Raw genomic sequence first — 16544 nt, 5'->3', positions numbered from 1 at the left:
TCAGGTATCCAGCTGCCCACTCAGAAACTGTTGCAAGCGGCGCTGCATCACAAGCCCATCGCTGCCCAGGCAGCCGACCGAGGAACCTGCCAGGTCTTTTTCGGCGAAGTCAGACGCGGCGCCCGCCAGAAACAGTGGGCAATCGAGCGTCATCGCCAAGCGACTCAGGCGCTCGGCCAGCTCATGGTTGTGTGAATGGTTGGAGAAGATGACGAGCGCCTGGGGCCGGATTTTTTCACAGACCAATGTCAGTTCGTCCAGGGGCTGACCCACTTCCAGCACCTTCATGGGCAAATCCTGCCGGCCGACCAATAGCGCCGCCACCAGCAATTCCAACTTACGGCATTCGCCGGGCAACGCCGCCAGCAAGACCAGGGACCCGGGCGAGCCGCTGCCCAGTTGCAAGCGCAGCCAGGCTTGCTCACGCAGGAAAGCATCGAAAAATAACCACTCGCTGGCTTGGCCGAAGCGGCCTTGATGACGCAGCAAGTTGCTCCAAAGGGGCATGAGGATGTCTTGAAACGCCACACTCGGCGGGTAGGTCGCTGACAACTGGCTGTACAGGTGTTCAAGGGCGCGATCATCGAAAGCACTGATGGCCTGTCTCAACCGCGTTTGCCATTGCGTGTCCTCGATCGAGTCTCGCTCGGCGCGAACCACATCGGCTTGCTGATCATCGCGGGCGAGGATCTTGCCGACTTTGCTTACCGCAACGCCGCGCTCAATCCAATCGAGAATCCTGTTGACGGTCTCAATATCGGTCCTGGAGTAGAGGCGATGCCCACTTTCGGTGCGCGCGGGCTGGATCAGGCCATACCGTCGCTCCCAGGCTCGCAAGGTGACCGGATTGACACCTGTCAATCTCGAGACTTCACGAATCGGAAAAAGCTCGCTGGAATCGGCAAGGCTGCCGTGGGCGATTTCGTGAACAGGAGCAGTAATTTCGGGCATCGGGGATCAAAAAACATCCATGTAGATTTGGATCCCATTTAACACCTTTCCACTTCTCCTTTTCAAGGCCCGCACCCTTCTGACCAATGTCACTGGCGTATTTTTGCAAAACAGGAATAATCCTTGCCTGTTTTTCAGGTGATGGCCTACCCGGCCGCCACCTTTGTGCGCCGTCTACCCGGCTCAGCGCACCTGATTATTTGGAGATACACAATGTCTACCTCCCCTGTCACCTTGATGGTTGCGCGCCGCGTGGCCAAAGGGCGTTATGAAGAACTGATGGCCTGGCTGCGTGAAGGCGAGCAATTGGCCACTGACTTCCCCGGTTACCTGGGTTCCGGTGTACTGGCTCCGCCGCCCCATGACGACGAGTTTCAAATCATCTTCCGCTTTGCCGACGAAAAAACCCTGCACGCCTGGGAGTTTTCCGCCTCGCGCAGTGCCTGGTTGAGCCGTGGCAGCGAGCTGTTCGCCGACCCGTCCGAGCATCGCGTCAGTGGCATCGATGGCTGGTTCGGCGCCGTGGGTGCACGGCCGCCGCGTTGGAAACAGGCTGTGGCGATCTGGCTGGCGTTTTTCCCGGTGTCGCTGCTGTTCAACTTCGTCCTGGGGCCGCTGCTCAACGAATTGGACCTGGCCCCACGCGTGCTGGTCAGCACTTTGGCGCTCACGCCCTTGATGGTTTTCTGGTTCATTCCCCTGTCGACGCACCTGCTGGCGCACTGGCTGCACCCCACACCGCCGACGCGCAAGGTCGCCGAAGCTGCCGCTTGAGTACAGGGGCGGCCGGTCGCTGGTATAGTTTCAGCCTGCCAGCGACTTGAGCCTCCCATGACTGCAACGAACGCCCCGATCCTGATCACTGGTGCCGGCCAGCGTGTCGGCCTGCATTGCGCCGAGCGCCTGCTGGACGAGGGCCAGCCGGTTATTTTCAGCTACCGCAGCGAGCGTCCAGGCGTTGAGGCCTTGCGCGAGCGTGGCGCGGTCGCCGTGTTTGCCGACTTCTCCAGTGAAGCCGGGATTCTGGCCTTCATCGCCCAACTGCAAACCCACACCAACAGCCTGCGCGCGATCATCCATAACGCATCGGCGTGGGTCGCGGAAACGCCCGGCGACGAAAGCCGCGCGTTTACCGACATGTTCAGCGTGCACATGCTTGCGCCGTACCTGATCAACCTGCATTGTTCACCCTTGCTGCAACGCTCTTCACCTGCCGATATCGTGCATATCAGCGACGACGTAGTGCGCAAAGGCAGCCGCCAGCATATTGCCTATTGCGCCACCAAGGCCGGGCTCGACAGCCTCACGTTGTCGTTTGCTGCGCAGTTCGCGCCGCTGATCAAGGTCAATGGCATTGCGCCGGCGATGGTGATGTTCAACGAGGGCGACGACGCGGCCTACCGCGCCAACGTCCTGGCCAAATCGGCACTGGGCATCGAACCCGGGCCCGAGGTGATCTACCAGAGCGTGCGTTACCTGCTGGACAACCCTTATGTCACCGGTACCACCCTGACCGTCAACGGCGGGCGGCATATCAAGTAAGCCGTTTGTGAGGATGTTGTATGACCTTGTCCCTGCCCCAACACTACCGCGAAATTCTCAAAGGCCTGGGCGAAGACCCGGAACGCGAAGGCTTGCTCGACACCCCCAAGCGCGCTGCCAAGGCCATGCAGTACCTGTGTCACGGCTACGAGCAGAACCTGGACGAAATCGTCAACGGTGCGCTGTTCGCGTCCGACAATGACGAAATGGTGATCCTTAAGGACATCGAGCTGTATTCGCTGTGCGAGCACCATTTGCTGCCCTTTATCGGCAAGGCCCATGTGGCCTATATTCCGACCGGCAAGGTGCTCGGGCTGTCGAAGCTGGCGCGCATTGTCGACATGTACGCGCGACGCCTGCAGATCCAGGAAAACCTCACGCGGCAAATTGCCGACGCGATTCAGCAGGTCACCCAGGCCGCCGGCGTGGCAGTGGTGATCGAAGCCAAGCACATGTGCATGATGATGCGCGGCGTGGAAAAACAGAATTCAACCATGAACACCTCGGTGATGCTCGGCGCGTTCCGCGAGTCGAACACCACCCGCATGGAGTTCCTGCAACTGATTGGACGGAGCAAGTAGCAATGCCACAACTTCAACCAGGCATGGCGCGCATCCGGGTCAAGGACCTGTGCCTGCGCACCTTTATCGGCATCAACGAGGACGAGATCCTCAACAAGCAGGACGTGCTGATCAACCTGACCATCCTGTACGCCGCCCAGGAAGCCGTGCGCGACAACGACATCGATCACGCGCTGAACTACCGCACCATCACCAAGGCCATCATCGCCCACGTCGAAGGCAACCGCTTCGCCCTGCTCGAGCGCCTGACCCAGGAGCTGCTGGACCTGGTGATGAGCAACGAGTCGGTGCTGTACGCCGAAGTCGAAGTGGACAAGCCTCACGCGCTGCGCTTTGCCGAGTCGGTGTCGATAACGCTAGCTGCAAGCCGCTAGCTGCAAGCGCTAAGCTAAAGGCCGACCACACTCCAACTTGCAGCTTGAAGCTCGCCCGCTTGAAGCTGTCTCAAAGAGACCACCATGAACGATCAACAACGCCTCGAACTTGAAGCCGCCGCCTTCCGCCGGCTGGTTGCACACCTGGACAGCCGCAAGGATGTACAGAACATCGACCTGATGAACCTCTCGGGCTTCTGCCGTAACTGCTTGTCCAAGTGGTACAAGGCCGAGGCCGATGAGCGCCACATCGAGCTGAGCCTCGATGACGCCCGTGAAGTGGTGTACGGCATGCCGTACGCCGAGTGGAAAGCCCAATACCAGAAAGAAGCCAATGCCGAGCAACAGGCGGCGTTTGCCGAAGGAAAAACCCATGACTGATTTGAACACCCTGCGCGCCAGCCTCAACAGCGGCGAACATGCCTTTGCTGACACCTTGGCTTTTGTAGCCGCGGGTTACGACTACCAGCCGCAAGCCTTCACCAATGGCAACGTGGAAAACGCTGCCGGGCAGAACGAAGGGTCGTGCAAGACCCTGGGCCTGGCGTTGCTGGAAGGCTTGAGCGATCAGGAAGCACTGCTGGCGTTTGGCGAGCATTACCGCTCGGTGGTGGCTACGCCTGAAGGCAGCGATCACGGCAACATTCGTGCGCTGATCGAGCATGAGTTGGCGGGTGTGAAGTTCGCCGCACAGCCACTGACCCGCAAATCCTGAGTCAGGCATAGACCAAAATGGGGGAGCGGGCTTGCTCGCGAATGCAGAGTGTCAGTCAATACGTCTGGTGACTGATACACCGTATTCGCGAGCAAGCCCGCTCCCACATTTGAACGGCGGTGTTGCATAAATCGCAGACATAAAAAAACCGGCCTCGCAGCCGGTTTTTTCATTTCAACGGGTTTAGAACGAAGCGTTCTTCAAACCGTCGAGGTAACGCTCGGCGTCCAGGGCCGCCATGCAGCCGGCGCCGGCCGAGGTGATGGCCTGGCGATAGACGTGGTCAGCCACGTCACCGGCGGCAAAGATGCCTTCGATGTTGGTTGCGGTGGCATTGCCCTCACGGCCGCCTTGCACCACCAGGTAGCCGTCTTTGGCTTCCAGCACGCCTTCGAACAGCGAGGTGTTCGGGGTATGGCCGATCGCGATGAACACGCCGTCGACTTTCAGCTCGTCAAAGCTGCCGTCGTTGTTTTTCAGGCGAGCGCCGGTCACGCCCATGTTGTCGCCCAGAACTTCGTCGAGGGTGGCGTTGAGCTTGAGGATGATCTTGCCTTCAGCGACACGGGCGTGCAGCTTGTCGATCAGAATCTTCTCGGCGCGGAAGGTCTCGCGGCGGTGAACCAGGGTCACGGTGCTGGCGATGTTAGCCAGGTACAGCGCTTCTTCCACGGCGGTGTTGCCACCACCGACCACGGCAACAGGCTTGTTGCGGTAGAAGAAACCGTCGCAGGTCGCGCAGGCGGATACGCCTTTGCCCATGAATGCTTCTTCCGACGGCAGGCCCAGGTAACGGGCGCTGGCGCCAGTGGCGATGATCAGCGCGTCACAGGTGTACACACCGCTGTCGCCAGTCAGGCTGTAAGGCTTTTTCGAGAAGTCGACCTGGTTGATGTGGTCGAAAACGATCTCGGTTTCAAAGCGCTCGGCGTGTTCTTTCATCCGCTCCATCAGCACCGGACCGGTCAGGCCGTGGACGTCGCCCGGCCAGTTGTCGACTTCAGTGGTGGTGGTCAACTGACCGCCCGCCTGCATGCCGGTGATCAGCAGCGGCTTGAGGTTGGCTCGGGCAGCGTAAACGGCAGCGCTGTAACCGGCAGGGCCGGAACCGAGAATAATCACTCGCGAATGACGGGTATCAGACATGACTCACTCCTATCGACCGTCCGGACTACAGAACGGCTGGAATAAAAAAGGACCGCGAAGCACTTGGGGAAGGCTTGAACTCGCAGATCCTGAAAATAATGGGTGCAGCGTATAGAGGGGGGCAAGATTAAGGAAATACGGAATAACAATCCAGCTCATAGGTGGTCTCTATCCCTGCCACCCGATTAATCGACGCCATTGTGCTTAGATGTTACCGCTGATGTCGCTGCTTTCACCCAAGATGCAAAGGCGGTAAGGTCGGCGCGTTTGTCATCCTGCTCGGAGTTCTCCAATGCCCGCCCCTGCTCTTTCCGGCCCGCAGTACCTGCGCGAAGGCCTCAAACTGGTATTGAGCCCAGGCCTGCGCCTGTTTGTAGTGCTGCCGCTGACGATCAACCTGGTGCTGTTCGTCGGTTTGATCTACTTCGCCGGCCATCAGTTCAGCCTGTGGGTCGACACCTTGATGCCGACGCTGCCGGGCTGGTTGAGTTTCCTCAGTTACATCCTGTGGCCGCTGTTTGTGGTGCTGGTGGTGCTGATGGTGTTTTTCACCTTCACCATGCTGGCGAATATCATCGCGGCGCCCTTCAACGGCTTTCTCGCCGAGAAAGTTGAAGTGGTGGTGCGCGGCACCGACGACTTCCCGCCGTTCAGCTGGGGCGAACTGGTGGCGATGGTGCCCCGCACGCTGGCGCGGGAAATGCGCAAGCTGGGCTACTTCCTGCCACGCGCCATCGGCCTGGTTATCCTGTCGTTCATTCCGGTGGTCAACCTGATCGCGGCGCCGTTGTGGCTGCTGTTCGGCGTGTGGATGATGGCGATCCAGTACATTGACTACCCGGCAGACAACCACAAGCTGGGCTGGAACGAAATGCTCGCCTGGCTGCGCCAGAAGCGCTGGCAGAGCATGAGCTTCGGCGGCATCGTCTATCTGGTGCTGCTGGTGCCGGTGGTCAACCTGCTGATGATGCCAGCGGCGGTGGCCGGGGCCACGCTGTTCTGGGTGCGCGAACAAGGCGCCGAGGCCATGGCGATGCAGAAAGTGACCCGGTCATAAATCCATCATGCCAATGACACAATGACGACATGGCCCACGGTGACACTGTGGGTCATGACGACAGCTTCGCTTCACATCACCCTGATCACCGAAACCTTCCCGCCAGAGATCAACGGGGTGGCCAATACCCTTGGCCGCCTGTGTGAAGGTTTGCGCGCGCGCGGCCATCAGGTCGAGTTAGTGCGTCCACGCCAGGGCAGCGATCAGACCCGCCCCAGCGATGACGCGCTGCTGCTGTGCCGCGGCTGGCCGCTGCCAGGCTACCCCGGCCTGCAATGGGGCCAGTCGTCGATGCATAAGTTACTGCGCCGCTGGACCCGTCAGCGCCCCGACGTGCTCTACATCGCCACCGAAGGGCCGTTGGGCTTGTCGGCGTTGCGCGCGGCACGGCGCCTGGGCATCAGCGTGGTCAGCGGCTTTCACACCAACTTCCAGCAGTACTCGAACCAGTACGGTTTGAGCCTGCTCAGCCGCATGGTCACGCACTATTTGCGCTGGTTCCATAACCGTTCGACGCTGACGCTGGTCCCCAGCACCAGTCAGCGCCTGGAGCTGGAGCGGCGGAATTTCGAGCGTCTGGGAATGTTGGCGCGCGGGGTCGACAGCCAGTTGTTCCACCCAGCGAAACGCGACCACGCCTTGCGTGAAAGTTGGGCATTGAACGCTGAGCAGATCGCCGTGCTGCACGTAGGTCGACTGGCGCAGGAGAAAAACCTGGGGTTGCTCAAGCGCTGCTTTGAAACCTTGCAAGACACCTATCCGTTGCGCCAGATGAAACTGATCATCGTCGGCGATGGCCCACAACGCACGATGCTGGAAAAGGAACTGCCAGAGGCGATTTTCTGCGGCACCCTGCGCGGTGAAGAACTGGCCCGGCATTACGCTTCCGGCGATGTGTTCCTGTTCCCCAGCCTGACCGAAACCTTCGGCAACGTGGTGCTGGAAGCCATGGCCTCGGGATTGGGGGTGGTGGCCTACGATCAGGCGGCCGCAACCCAGCATATCCGCCATGGCTACAACGGCGTGCTGGCGATGCCAGGGGATGAGGCTGCGTTTTGCGATGCCGCCAATTGGTTGATGGAAGATGCAGAGAGCCTGCGCCGTATGCGCCTGAACGCTCGCCAACATGCGAGCCGCCAGGGCTGGCCGGCGATTATCGAACAGTTCGAACGTCAGTTACGCGGCGTGTGCAAGGACGGACACCCGGTGCCCGCCCTTTCGCCTCTTACACCAGGGTCGTCAACGCCTCACGACTGAACGGCAGGATGTCGCCCTCACGCCCCTCGCGCACCTTCACCGCCCAATCCGGATCCACCAGCAAGGCACGGCCCACGGCGACCAGGTCGAACTCATCGTTATTGAGGCGCTCCAGCAGCTTTTCCAGGCTGGCCGGCTGCGCGACCTTGTCGGTGTTGACCATGAACTGCAGGAACTCGCCGTCCAGGCCGACGCTGCCAACGGTGATGGTCGGCTTGCCGGTGAGCTGGCGCGTCCAACCGGCCAGGTTGAGGTCGGAACCTTCGAATTCCGGCTCCCAGAAACGACGGGTTGAGCAGTGGAAAATATCCACACCCGCGTCGGACAATGGCTTGAGGAACTCACCCAGCGCCTCGGGTGTTTGCACCAGGCGCGCAGTGTAGTCCTGCTGCTTCCACTGCGAGAAACGCAGGATGATCGGGAAGTCCGGGCCTACGGCGGCGCGGATGGCCTGGATCAGTTCGATGGCAAAACGCGAACGGTTGGCCAGACTGCCACCGTATTCGTCGGTGCGCTGGTTGCTGCCTTCCCAGAAGAACTGGTCGACCAGGTAACCGTGGGCGCCGTGGATCTCCACGCCGTCCATGCCGATGCGCTGGGCATCCTTGGCGGCTTGGGCGAAGGCATTGATCACGTCCTGGATGTCCTGGGTGGTCATGCCGTGGACGACCACATTGCCGTCCTTGAGTTTTTCCATCGGGCCGTAGGCCGGGACGCTGGCGTCAGGCTCGGTGCCGATACGGCGCACGCTGCCCACGTGCCACAGTTGCGGCACGATCTTGCCGCCTTCGGCGTGTACGGCGTCGACCACTTTCTTCCAGCCAGCCAGCGCGGCCTCACCGTAAAAATGCGGAACGTTCGGGTAACCGTTGGAGGCCTGATGACCGACCACGGTACCTTCGGTGATGATCAGGCCCACGCCGGCGGCGGCACGGCGGCGGTAGTATTCGATGACCTTGGCATTGGGCACGCCACCCGGCGAAAACGAACGCGTCATGGGCGCCATGACCACGCGGGTCGACAGTTGCAGTGCACCGAGCTGGAAAGGTTTGAACAAGGCTTGGACAGGCATGGGAGCATTCCGCGGAAGAGGTATTTATGATGCGGATAATATGAGCAGTGTGCAGCGCCTGAAAGCACTATTGATCTGGGTGATTAAGGGGTAAAAGTCAGGAAGTGAATCACCAAAAAAACCGTGGCGAGCGGGATTGCCCCGCGTTGGGCGGCGCAGCAGCCCCATGTGAAGCCAGCGCGTTGATCGGCTTAATGGCGGTGTCTGTTTTGGGACTGCTTGGCAACCCAACGCGGGGCAAGCCCGCTCGCCACAACAAGCGCGCTTGTCACAGAAGCGCACTCGCCGACAAAAACCTTTGGTGGCGTTCAGCTCAGGGCTTTTTCGATGGCCTGCACGATTGTCGGATCATCCGGCGCGGTACGCGGCGAGAATCGAGCCAGCACTCGCCCGTCCTTGCCAAGCAGGAACTTCTCGAAGTTCCAGGTGATATCCCCAGGAAACTCGGCGCCCTCGCCCGCGAGTAAACGGTAGAGCTGGTGGCGATCGTGGCCGTTGACGTCGAGCTTGCTGCCCAACGGGAAGGTCACACCGTAGTTCACGTTGCAGAACGCCTGGATTTCTTCCTCGGTGCCCGGTTCCTGGCCCGCAAATTGGTTGCACGGCAGGCCCAATACGGTAAACCCTTGGCCCTTGTACTGCTGATAGAGGTTTTCCAACGCCGCGTATTGCGGGGTCAAGCCACATTTGGAGGCCACATTCACCACCAGCACAACTTGCCCCTTGAAGGGCGCCAGCGGTAGCTCTTGACCATCCAAAGCTTTGAGTTTCAGGTCGTGGAAAGCACTCATGACGAACTCCAGATATCCCATGTTCTTCGCATTGCGGCCGTTCGAGATTACAGACTGCAAGCCTGCAATCATAGACGCCGATTACAAAACTCGCCTGTCGGCTACTGAGCGGTCGGCCACGGCAAAATCGGAATCGCCGTGACTGCGTTTTGCGGGCTGCCTTCGATCAAACGGTCGCTGTAAACCAGGTAAACCAGGGTATTGCGCTTCTTGTCGAGGAAGCGCACCACCTGCATGGTCTTGAACACCAGCGAGGTGCGCTCCTTGAACACTTCGTCGCCATCCTTGAGTTCACCCTTGAAGTGAATCGGGCCAACCTGGCGGCAGGCGATCGAGGCTTCGGCGCGGTCCTCGGCCAGGCCCAGGCCGCCTTTGACGCCGCCCGTCTTGGCGCGCGACAGGTAGCAGGTCACGCCATCAACCTTGGGATCATCAAACGCCTCGACCACGATCCGGTCGTTAGGCCCGACAAACTTGAACACCGTCGACACCTGGCCAATTTCTTCAGCCGAGGCCAGCAGCGGCAGGGCCAGCAACAGACCGAGTACTCCGTTCATCACGCGCATCGTGTATTCCCTTTATTTAGACCAGGATCAGGTTATCGCGGTGAACCAGTTCCGGTTCGGCCATGTACCCTAATAGTCCGACAATCGCGTCAGACGATTGTCCAATGATTTTCTGCGCTTCAAGGGCGCTGTAGTTGGCCAGGCCACGGGCGATCTCACGACCGTCGGGCGCAACGCACACCACCATCTCGCCACGGCGGAAGCTGCCCTGCACCAGCTTGACACCCACTGGCAGCAGGCTCTTGTTGCCTTGGGACAGCGCCGACACGGCGCCATCGTCCAGCACCAGCGTGCCACGGGTTTGCAGGTGCCCGGCCAGCCACTGCTTGCGCGCCGCCAGCATGCCGCGTTCCGGCGACAGCAACGTGCCAATACGCTCACCGGCCTTGAGACGGTCCAGCACACGCTCCAGGCGCCCGCCGACGATGATGGTATGCGCGCCGGAACGCGCGGCCAGGCGTGCAGCACGCAGCTTGGTCTGCATGCCGCCACGGCCCAGCGCGCCGCCGACGCTGCCGGCCACGGCATCCAGCGCCGGGTCATCGGCGCGGGCTTCGTAGATCAGTTGGGCATCGGGGTTGTTGCGCGGGTCGGCGTCGAACATGCCATCGCGGTCGGTGAGGATCACCAGCAGGTCGGCTTCCACAAGGTTGGCCACCAGCGCAGCCAGGGTGTCGTTGTCGCCGAAGCGGATTTCGTCGGTGACCACCGTGTCATTCTCGTTGATCACCGGGATCACTTTGAGCTCGACCAGCGCGCGCAAGGTGCTGCGGGCGTTGAGGTAACGCTTGCGGTCGGACAGGTCGTCGTGGGTCAGCAGGATCTGCGCCGTGTGGCGGCCATGTTCGGCAAAGCTGGATTCCCAGGCTTGCACCAGGCCCATCTGGCCGATGGCAGCGGCGGCTTGCAGCTCGTGCATCGCGCTGGGTCGCGCGGTCCAGCCGAGGCGGCTCATGCCGGCGGCAACGGCCCCGGACGACACCAGCACCAACTCGACACCGGCCTCATGCAAGGCCACCATCTGCTCGACCCAGACGCTCATGGCTGCGCGATCCAGACCTTTGCCATCCGCCGTCAGCAGCGCACTTCCGATCTTTACGACCCAGCGCTGCGCACCTGTCACTTTGCTCCGCATCATCTTCAACCTTAGATTGAGGGCTGCGCGACCCAGCGCGGCCCATAACGTTATTCGTGACTACTTTAGTGACTACCCGTATACCCAGATACCAAAACGCCGCTCGAGTGAGCGGCGCTTAAGTTTACTGCAACGAATCAGTCGCGCACGTAAATGATTTCCGGACCGTCTTCATCATCCACGTCTTCTTCGTCCCAATCATCGTCGCCGATGTCATGGACCGACTTCACGCCGCTGCGGCGCAGGGCACGCTGGTCATCCAGGGCTTGCAGCTGGGCACGGGCTTCGTCTTCGATCTGTTGATCGAGCTCGGCGAGTTCGGCCTTGAATACCGGGTCGGCCGCCAGGCGGTCGGCGCGGTCTTCCAGGTAGCGCATGATGTCGCGGCTCAGGCGCTCGGTGCCTTCTTTGGCGATGGCCGAGATCACGTAGACCGGACCTTCCCACTCCAGGCGATCGACGATTTCCTTGACGCGCTCTTCGTGCTCTTCTTCCAGGATCTGGTCGCACTTGTTGAGCACCAACCAACGATCGCGCTCGGCCAGGGCCGGGCTGAACTTGGTCAGTTCGCTGACGATCACTTCGGCGGCGTCCGGTGCGCTGGTGTCATCCAGCGGCGCCATGTCGACGAGGTGCAGCAGCAGACGGGTACGCGACAAGTGCTTGAGGAAGCGAATCCCCAGGCCGGCGCCATCGGAAGCACCTTCGATCAAGCCTGGAATATCGGCGATCACGAAGCTTTTCCAGCGGTCCACGCTGACCACGCCCAGGTTTGGCACCAGGGTGGTGAACGGGTAGTCGGCGACTTTCGGCTTGGCGGCCGAGACCGAGCGGATGAAGGTACTTTTGCCGGCATTCGGCAGGCCCAAGAGGCCGACGTCTGCCAGTACTTTCATTTCCAGCTTGAGGTCACGCTGCTCGCCCGGCTTGCCCGGCGTGGTCTGGCGTGGTGCACGGTTGGTACTGGACTTGAATCGGGTGTTACCCAGACCGTGCCAGCCGCCCTGCACAACCATCAGTTTCTGGCCGGCCTTGGTCAGGTCGCCAATCACTTCCTGGGTGGCCGAGTCGATGATCGTGGTGCCGACCGGTACGCGCAGCACCAGGTCTTCGCCTTTTTTACCGGTGCAGTCGGTGCTGCCGCCGTTGGAGCCACGCTCGGCATCGAAGTGCCGGGTGTAACGGTAGTCGACCAGGGTGTTGAGGTTTTCGTCGGCCATCATGTAGATGGAACCGCCGTCACCGCCATCACCACCGTTGGGGCCACCGTTTTCGATGAATTTTTCGCGACGGAAACTCATGCAACCGTTACCGCCGTCGCCTGCTTTTACTCGGATGGAAACTTCATCAACGAACTTCATAACAAAACGCCTCTCGTCGCATGGACGAGCTTAAGAAACCAAGACATAAGACTCTTGCAAAAATGAGCGCAGCGACCTCAAACAATGACCGCCTATCCAGCGCCTGAGCTCATTACAAACAGCTTTGCAAGAGACTCACTCCACAAACGAAAAAGCCCCGTCGCGAGACAGGGCTTTTCCAGCGATCGCGCAATTAAGCGGCGACAACGCTCACGTAACGGCGGTTGAAAGCGCCTTTTACTTCAAACTTGATCACGCCTTCGATTTTAGCGAAGAGGGTGTGATCTTTACCCATGCCAACACCGTAACCGGCGTGGAATTGGGTGCCGCGCTGACGCACGATGATGTTGCCCGGAATGATTTTCTGGCCGCCATACATCTTCACGCCAAGGCGTTTGGCTTCTGAGTCGCGACCGTTACGGGTACTACCACCAGCTTTTTTGTGTGCCATGAGTCAATTCTCCTAGTGAGGAATTAGGCTGAAATTAAGCCTGAATACCGGTGATTTTGATCTCGGTGTACCACTGGCGGTGGCCCATACGCTTCATGTGGTGCTTACGACGACGGAACTTGATGATGCGGACTTTATCGTGACGACCTTGGGAGATCACTTCAGCCACAACGGTAGCGCCAGCAACAACTGGAGCGCCGATGTTGACGTCATCGCCATTGGCGACCAACAGAACGCGATCAAAGGTAACGGATTCGCCAGTGGCGACTTCCAGTTTTTCGATCTTCAGGTATTCACCTGGGGCGACCTTGTATTGCTTGCCACCAGTAACAATTACTGCGTACGACATGGTATTTCTCCGATAATCCTGCTCACCCAGCGCTTTATAAGAAGAGGTATTGGCTGGCATGGCTGCATGGGATGGACGTCCCGAATGCAATTGCGTAAGGCAGGTGCTGCCCAGGAAGTTCAGGGTGCGCGATTGTACGCAAGGCAACGGAGCGTTGCAAGAGGCCGTCTATCGCGCCTTGACACCCGGGGGTGAGGGTCCTAGCATGCCGCGCAACCCTTCTGGAGCGACTGTAGCTGATGCAACCCCAAGCTTTCTACCGCGCGGTCGCGGACGATTTTAGCGCCGTCGACGGCATCATCAAGCAGCAGCTGACTTCTAAAGTGCCGCTGGTCTCCAAAATTGGCGACTACATTACGTCGGCGGGCGGCAAACGCCTGCGTCCTTTATTAGTGTTGCTGTGTGGCAAGGCCCTGGGCCGCGAAGGCGATGACCTGCGCCTGCTGGCCGCCACTATCGAATTCCTGCACACCGCCACCCTGCTGCATGACGACGTGGTCGACATGTCCGGCATGCGTCGTGGCCGTGAGACCGCCAACGCCATGTGGGGCAACGCCCCCAGCGTGTTGGTCGGCGACTTTCTGTACTCGCGCTCGTTCGAAATGATGGTCGAACTGGGCTCGATGCCGGTGATGAAGATTCTTTCACAAGCCACGCGCATCATCGCCGAAGGTGAAGTGTTGCAGCTGTCGAAGGTCCGCGACGCCAGCACCACCGAAGAAACCTACATGGAAGTGATCCGCGGCAAAACCGCGATGCTCTTCGAAGCCTCCACTCACAGTGCTGCCGCCCTGTGCGGCGCCACTGCCGAACAGGCCGAAGCCCTGCGCACCTTTGGCGATCACCTGGGCGTGGCGTTCCAGTTGGTGGACGACCTGCTCGACTACAAGGGCGACGCCGAGACCCTGGGCAAGAACGTCGGTGACGACCTGGCCGAGGGCAAACCGACCTTGCCGCTGATCTACACCATGCGCGAAGGTACGCCAGAACAGGCCGCCCTGGTGCGCAAGGCGATCCAGAAAGGCGGGATCGAAAACCTGGAGGCCATCCGCGAAGCCGTTGAAGCTTCGGGCTCTCTGGAGTACACCGCGCAACTGGCGCGTGACTACGTCGCCCGCGCCATCAAGTGCCTTGAAGCCCTGCCTGCCAGCGAATACCGGGATGCCCTGGTCGAACTGAGTGAGTTCGCGGTCGCGCGTACGCACTGAAGACGATTGATGAAGTGGGCTTGTGTGGGAGCGGGCTTGCTCGCGAAAACCGTGGATCAGTGAGAAATATCCAGCTGATCCACCGCCTTCGCGAGTAAGCCCGCTCCCACATCCAGATCCCACTGCCAACCCACTCCCCCGCTCGCGCCCCAAATCCCTATATAATGTGCGACTTTAGCCATTCCTGACTTTCAAGGAGCTTTAGTGAGCACGTTGCCACCCTGCCCAAAATGCAATTCCGAATACACCTACGAAGATGGCGCCCAGCTGATCTGCCCGGAATGCGCCCATGAGTGGTCCGCCGATGGCGAGGCCGAAGCAGCCGGTGATGAAACCGTGAAGAAAGACTCTGTAGGCAACGTCCTACAAGACGGCGACACCATTACCGTGATCAAAGACCTCAAGGTCAAAGGCACGTCGCTGGTGGTCAAGGTCGGCACCAAGGTCAAGAACATCCGTCTGTGCGACGGCGACCACGATATCGACTGCAAGATCGACGGCATCGGCCCGATGAAACTCAAGTCCGAGTTCGTCCGTAAAGTCTGAATCTGCTGCATCCATCCCGCGCCCGCCGCGGGATGGCGTTTCGCCCTCAGCGTTGATCACGCGCAATATCCACACAGAAAAACCAGGAAACCGCCAATAGGCACTTGCTATTCTACGAATAAGAATTATTCTCATTGAAACTCATCAAGGAGAACGACTCATGACTTATTTGATAGATGCCTGGCTGGACCGCCCACACCCCTACCTGCGAATCCTGCATCGGGAAACCGGGGAAGTCTGTGCAGTGCTGGAAGAAGAAGCGCTGAATGAACTGCAGGACCAGGGCGACCTGGACGTGAATGGCCTGAGTTCCAGTGAACCTGGGGTGCTGAAGGAAGTGGTGCGTAATCTGTTTCTGTTCTGCTATGCCCGAGCGTTGCGCCCGGCGACGGAGCTCAATGGCAAGTTCCATCCATGAGCGAGCCAACACACAGGCCCTATGTGGGAGTTGGCTTGCCTGCGATAGCCTCAACTCGGTAAGACGTCAGACCGAGTCGTCGCATCGCGGGCAAGCCCGGCTCCCACATAAAGCCGATGCCAGTGCTCTCAGGTCTTACAGAACGTCGAGCAGCTCGACGTCGAACACCAGAACGCTGTGCGGCGGGATGCTGCCAACGCCTTGAGCGCCGTAAGCCAGTTCGCTCGGCACGTACAGACGCCATTTGCTGCCGGCATTCATCAGTTGCAGGGCTTCGGTCCAGCCGGCGATCACGCCGCCAACCGGGAATTCTGCAGGCTGGCCGCGCTCGTAAGAGCTGTCGAACACAGTGCCGTCGATCAGCGTGCCGTGGTAGTGAGTACGCACTTGGTCTTCACGGGTCGGCTTGGCGCCTGTACCGGCAGTCAATACTTCAAATTGCAGGCCGGAAGCCAGGGTAGTGATGCCATCACGCTTGGCGTTTTCAGCCAGGAACGCCAGGCCAGCGCCAGCCGCGGCTTCAGCCTTGGCAGCCGCTTCGGCTTGCATGATTTCACGGATAACTTTGAAGCTGGCCGCCATTTGCTCTTGGTCAACGCGGCTTGGTTTGCCTGCGAACGCGTCGGTCAGGCCAGCCAGGATGGCGTCGATGCTCACGCCCGGTGGCGGGTTGTCGCGCAGTTGGTCGCCCAACTGACGGCCGATACCGTAGCTGACGCGGGTTTCGTCGGTGGACAGATTAACTTCGGACATGAAGAGGCTCCGCTGTAGGGCCATTACGAAAAACGCTGTTTTGCGTGGCGGCCCTGAACTAAAAGGGCCAGCAGACTAGCACACAAGACCGGCCGATGATGAGCCCCCCATCCCCGGCCTCTGAGGGCAGGCAGGGAATGGATTGCTCCGCGGCGATGGCGACACTTTGTCGCACCCAGATTAAAAACATTTCAGAATCCCCCGCCTTCGCCGATACAGCCCTACACACTTTGGCTGGCTCAAACAAAAAACACCGTCCAGCAGACACACA

21 protein-coding genes are annotated in these 16544 nt (G+C 60.0%); 11 read left to right on the top strand and 10 right to left on the bottom strand.

The window, feature by feature from the left end; genetic code table 11:
* On the bottom strand, positions 1–951 hold the full coding sequence (locus AACW30_RS25820; RefSeq protein WP_200623798.1) for a MerR family transcriptional regulator: 951 nt from the start codon (positions 949–951) through the stop codon (positions 1–3).
* A gap of 213 nt (positions 952–1164) precedes the next feature.
* On the opposite strand from AACW30_RS25820, the gene AACW30_RS25815 reads away from it, so the two are divergent.
* From AACW30_RS25815 to AACW30_RS25790, 6 genes are all read left to right on the top strand, one after another.
* Positions 1165–1725 carry an antibiotic biosynthesis monooxygenase gene (locus AACW30_RS25815; RefSeq protein WP_200623797.1) on the top strand — a complete coding sequence of 187 codons (561 nt, stop codon included), beginning with the start codon at positions 1165–1167 and terminating at the stop codon, positions 1723–1725.
* 57 nt (positions 1726–1782) lie between these two features.
* A complete protein-coding gene (gene folM, locus AACW30_RS25810) occupies positions 1783–2493 on the top strand; it encodes a dihydromonapterin reductase (protein ID WP_200623796.1) in 711 nt (236 codons plus the stop codon).
* A 20-nt stretch (positions 2494–2513) separates the two neighbouring features.
* Positions 2514–3074, top strand: a complete 561-nt coding sequence (gene folE, locus AACW30_RS25805; protein WP_053257937.1) for a GTP cyclohydrolase I FolE — start codon at positions 2514–2516, stop codon at positions 3072–3074.
* Between the two features lie 2 nt (positions 3075–3076).
* Positions 3077–3448, top strand: coding sequence for a dihydroneopterin triphosphate 2'-epimerase (gene folX / locus AACW30_RS25800; protein ID WP_003194073.1), 372 nt, complete (start codon positions 3077–3079; stop codon positions 3446–3448).
* Positions 3449–3532: 84 nt separating this feature from the next.
* Positions 3533–3829, top strand: a complete 297-nt coding sequence (locus tag AACW30_RS25795; RefSeq protein ID WP_200623795.1) for a DUF1244 domain-containing protein — start codon at positions 3533–3535, stop codon at positions 3827–3829.
* Entirely contained in the window at positions 3822–4163 is a 342-nt protein-coding gene (locus AACW30_RS25790; protein ID WP_200623794.1) for a HopJ type III effector protein, read from the top strand. The genes AACW30_RS25795 and AACW30_RS25790 overlap by 8 nt, the downstream gene beginning before the upstream one ends.
* A 183-nt stretch (positions 4164–4346) precedes the next feature.
* Here AACW30_RS25790 and trxB read toward each other — a convergent pair whose 3' ends face one another.
* Positions 4347–5309, bottom strand: a complete 963-nt coding sequence (trxB, locus tag AACW30_RS25785; protein ID WP_200623793.1) for a thioredoxin-disulfide reductase — start codon at positions 5307–5309, stop codon at positions 4347–4349.
* A gap of 292 nt (positions 5310–5601) precedes the next feature.
* Here trxB and cysZ point away from each other — a divergent pair, with 292 nt between their 5' ends.
* Together cysZ and AACW30_RS25775 are read left to right on the top strand one after the other, a co-directional pair.
* Positions 5602–6366, top strand: a complete 765-nt coding sequence (gene cysZ / locus AACW30_RS25780) for a sulfate transporter CysZ (protein ID WP_200623792.1) — start codon at positions 5602–5604, stop codon at positions 6364–6366.
* Between the two features lie 54 nt (positions 6367–6420).
* On the top strand, positions 6421–7623 hold the full coding sequence (locus AACW30_RS25775) for a glycosyltransferase family 4 protein (protein WP_200623791.1): 1203 nt from the start codon (positions 6421–6423) through the stop codon (positions 7621–7623).
* On the opposite strand, the gene AACW30_RS25770 is transcribed toward AACW30_RS25775, so the two are convergent.
* The 7 genes from AACW30_RS25770 to rplU all read right to left on the bottom strand — a co-directional run bounded on the left by AACW30_RS25770 (position 7592) and on the right by rplU (position 13348).
* Positions 7592–8695 carry an NADH:flavin oxidoreductase gene (locus tag AACW30_RS25770; RefSeq protein ID WP_200623790.1) on the bottom strand — a complete coding sequence of 368 codons (1104 nt, stop codon included), beginning with the start codon at positions 8693–8695 and terminating at the stop codon, positions 7592–7594. The genes AACW30_RS25775 and AACW30_RS25770 overlap by 32 nt on opposite strands.
* 308 nt (positions 8696–9003) lie before the next feature.
* Positions 9004–9486, bottom strand: coding sequence for a glutathione peroxidase (locus tag AACW30_RS25765; RefSeq protein WP_106578205.1), 483 nt, complete (start codon positions 9484–9486; stop codon positions 9004–9006).
* A 101-nt stretch (positions 9487–9587) separates the two neighbouring features.
* Positions 9588–10052 carry a CreA family protein gene (locus AACW30_RS25760; RefSeq protein WP_106578204.1) on the bottom strand — a complete coding sequence of 155 codons (465 nt, stop codon included), beginning with the start codon at positions 10050–10052 and terminating at the stop codon, positions 9588–9590.
* 16 nt (positions 10053–10068) lie between these two features.
* Positions 10069–11187 carry a glutamate 5-kinase gene (proB, locus tag AACW30_RS25755; RefSeq protein WP_026013771.1) on the bottom strand — a complete coding sequence of 373 codons (1119 nt, stop codon included), beginning with the start codon at positions 11185–11187 and terminating at the stop codon, positions 10069–10071.
* 137 nt (positions 11188–11324) lie between these two features.
* Complete coding sequence (gene cgtA / locus AACW30_RS25750; RefSeq protein WP_200623789.1) at positions 11325–12548, bottom strand: Obg family GTPase CgtA; 1224 nt, start codon at positions 12546–12548, stop codon at positions 11325–11327.
* A 193-nt stretch (positions 12549–12741) separates the two neighbouring features.
* A complete protein-coding gene (gene rpmA, locus AACW30_RS25745; protein ID WP_003176049.1) occupies positions 12742–12999 on the bottom strand; it encodes a 50S ribosomal protein L27 in 258 nt (85 codons plus the stop codon).
* Between the two features lie 34 nt (positions 13000–13033).
* A complete protein-coding gene (gene rplU / locus AACW30_RS25740; RefSeq protein WP_007950961.1) occupies positions 13034–13348 on the bottom strand; it encodes a 50S ribosomal protein L21 in 315 nt (104 codons plus the stop codon).
* 239 nt (positions 13349–13587) lie between these two features.
* Between rplU and AACW30_RS25735 the strand changes: the two genes are divergently transcribed.
* The 3 genes from AACW30_RS25735 to AACW30_RS25725 all read left to right on the top strand — a co-directional run bounded on the left by AACW30_RS25735 (position 13588) and on the right by AACW30_RS25725 (position 15520).
* Positions 13588–14556 carry a polyprenyl synthetase family protein gene (locus AACW30_RS25735; RefSeq protein WP_106578203.1) on the top strand — a complete coding sequence of 323 codons (969 nt, stop codon included), beginning with the start codon at positions 13588–13590 and terminating at the stop codon, positions 14554–14556.
* A 204-nt stretch (positions 14557–14760) separates the two neighbouring features.
* Positions 14761–15102, top strand: coding sequence for a zinc ribbon domain-containing protein YjdM (locus AACW30_RS25730; RefSeq protein ID WP_200623788.1), 342 nt, complete (start codon positions 14761–14763; stop codon positions 15100–15102).
* Positions 15103–15262: 160 nt separating this feature from the next.
* Complete coding sequence (locus AACW30_RS25725; RefSeq protein WP_003194088.1) at positions 15263–15520, top strand: PA4570 family protein; 258 nt, start codon at positions 15263–15265, stop codon at positions 15518–15520.
* Between the two features lie 135 nt (positions 15521–15655).
* Here AACW30_RS25725 and AACW30_RS25720 read toward each other — a convergent pair whose 3' ends face one another.
* The gene (locus AACW30_RS25720) at positions 15656–16273 is read right to left on the bottom strand and encodes an FKBP-type peptidyl-prolyl cis-trans isomerase (RefSeq protein WP_106578202.1); all 618 of its coding nucleotides are present in this window, start codon (positions 16271–16273) and stop codon (positions 15656–15658) included.
* Between the last annotated feature and the right edge of the window lie 271 nt (positions 16274–16544).

The sequence above is a fragment of the Pseudomonas sp. MF6747 genome, assembly GCF_963890955.1.
Classification (GTDB): domain Bacteria; phylum Pseudomonadota; class Gammaproteobacteria; order Pseudomonadales; family Pseudomonadaceae; genus Aquipseudomonas.
The sequence above is the reverse complement of the archived record's forward strand: the minus strand, read 5'-3'. Positions and strand labels throughout refer to the sequence as shown.

Coding starts and splice junctions, on each gene's coding strand:
- AACW30_RS25795 (WP_200623795.1), top strand. CDS start 3,533: ATGAACGATCAACAACGCCTCGAACTTGAAGCCGCCGCCTTCCGCCGG.
- AACW30_RS25775 (WP_200623791.1), top strand. CDS start 6,421: ATGACGACAGCTTCGCTTCACATCACCCTGATCACCGAAACCTTCCCG.
- AACW30_RS25735 (WP_106578203.1), top strand. CDS start 13,588: ATGCAACCCCAAGCTTTCTACCGCGCGGTCGCGGACGATTTTAGCGCC.
- AACW30_RS25725 (WP_003194088.1), top strand. CDS start 15,263: ATGACTTATTTGATAGATGCCTGGCTGGACCGCCCACACCCCTACCTG.
- folX (WP_003194073.1), top strand. CDS start 3,077: ATGCCACAACTTCAACCAGGCATGGCGCGCATCCGGGTCAAGGACCTG.
- folM (WP_200623796.1), top strand. CDS start 1,783: ATGACTGCAACGAACGCCCCGATCCTGATCACTGGTGCCGGCCAGCGT.
- AACW30_RS25760 (WP_106578204.1), bottom strand. CDS start 10,052: ATGCGCGTGATGAACGGAGTACTCGGTCTGTTGCTGGCCCTGCCGCTG.
- rplU (WP_007950961.1), bottom strand. CDS start 13,348: ATGTCGTACGCAGTAATTGTTACTGGTGGCAAGCAATACAAGGTCGCC.
- AACW30_RS25815 (WP_200623797.1), top strand. CDS start 1,165: ATGTCTACCTCCCCTGTCACCTTGATGGTTGCGCGCCGCGTGGCCAAA.
- AACW30_RS25790 (WP_200623794.1), top strand. CDS start 3,822: ATGACTGATTTGAACACCCTGCGCGCCAGCCTCAACAGCGGCGAACAT.
- rpmA (WP_003176049.1), bottom strand. CDS start 12,999: ATGGCACACAAAAAAGCTGGTGGTAGTACCCGTAACGGTCGCGACTCA.
- AACW30_RS25720 (WP_106578202.1), bottom strand. CDS start 16,273: ATGTCCGAAGTTAATCTGTCCACCGACGAAACCCGCGTCAGCTACGGT.
- cgtA (WP_200623789.1), bottom strand. CDS start 12,548: ATGAAGTTCGTTGATGAAGTTTCCATCCGAGTAAAAGCAGGCGACGGC.
- AACW30_RS25765 (WP_106578205.1), bottom strand. CDS start 9,486: ATGAGTGCTTTCCACGACCTGAAACTCAAAGCTTTGGATGGTCAAGAG.
- folE (WP_053257937.1), top strand. CDS start 2,514: ATGACCTTGTCCCTGCCCCAACACTACCGCGAAATTCTCAAAGGCCTG.
- proB (WP_026013771.1), bottom strand. CDS start 11,187: ATGCGGAGCAAAGTGACAGGTGCGCAGCGCTGGGTCGTAAAGATCGGA.
- trxB (WP_200623793.1), bottom strand. CDS start 5,309: ATGTCTGATACCCGTCATTCGCGAGTGATTATTCTCGGTTCCGGCCCT.
- AACW30_RS25820 (WP_200623798.1), bottom strand. CDS start 951: ATGCCCGAAATTACTGCTCCTGTTCACGAAATCGCCCACGGCAGCCTT.
- AACW30_RS25770 (WP_200623790.1), bottom strand. CDS start 8,695: ATGCCTGTCCAAGCCTTGTTCAAACCTTTCCAGCTCGGTGCACTGCAA.
- cysZ (WP_200623792.1), top strand. CDS start 5,602: ATGCCCGCCCCTGCTCTTTCCGGCCCGCAGTACCTGCGCGAAGGCCTC.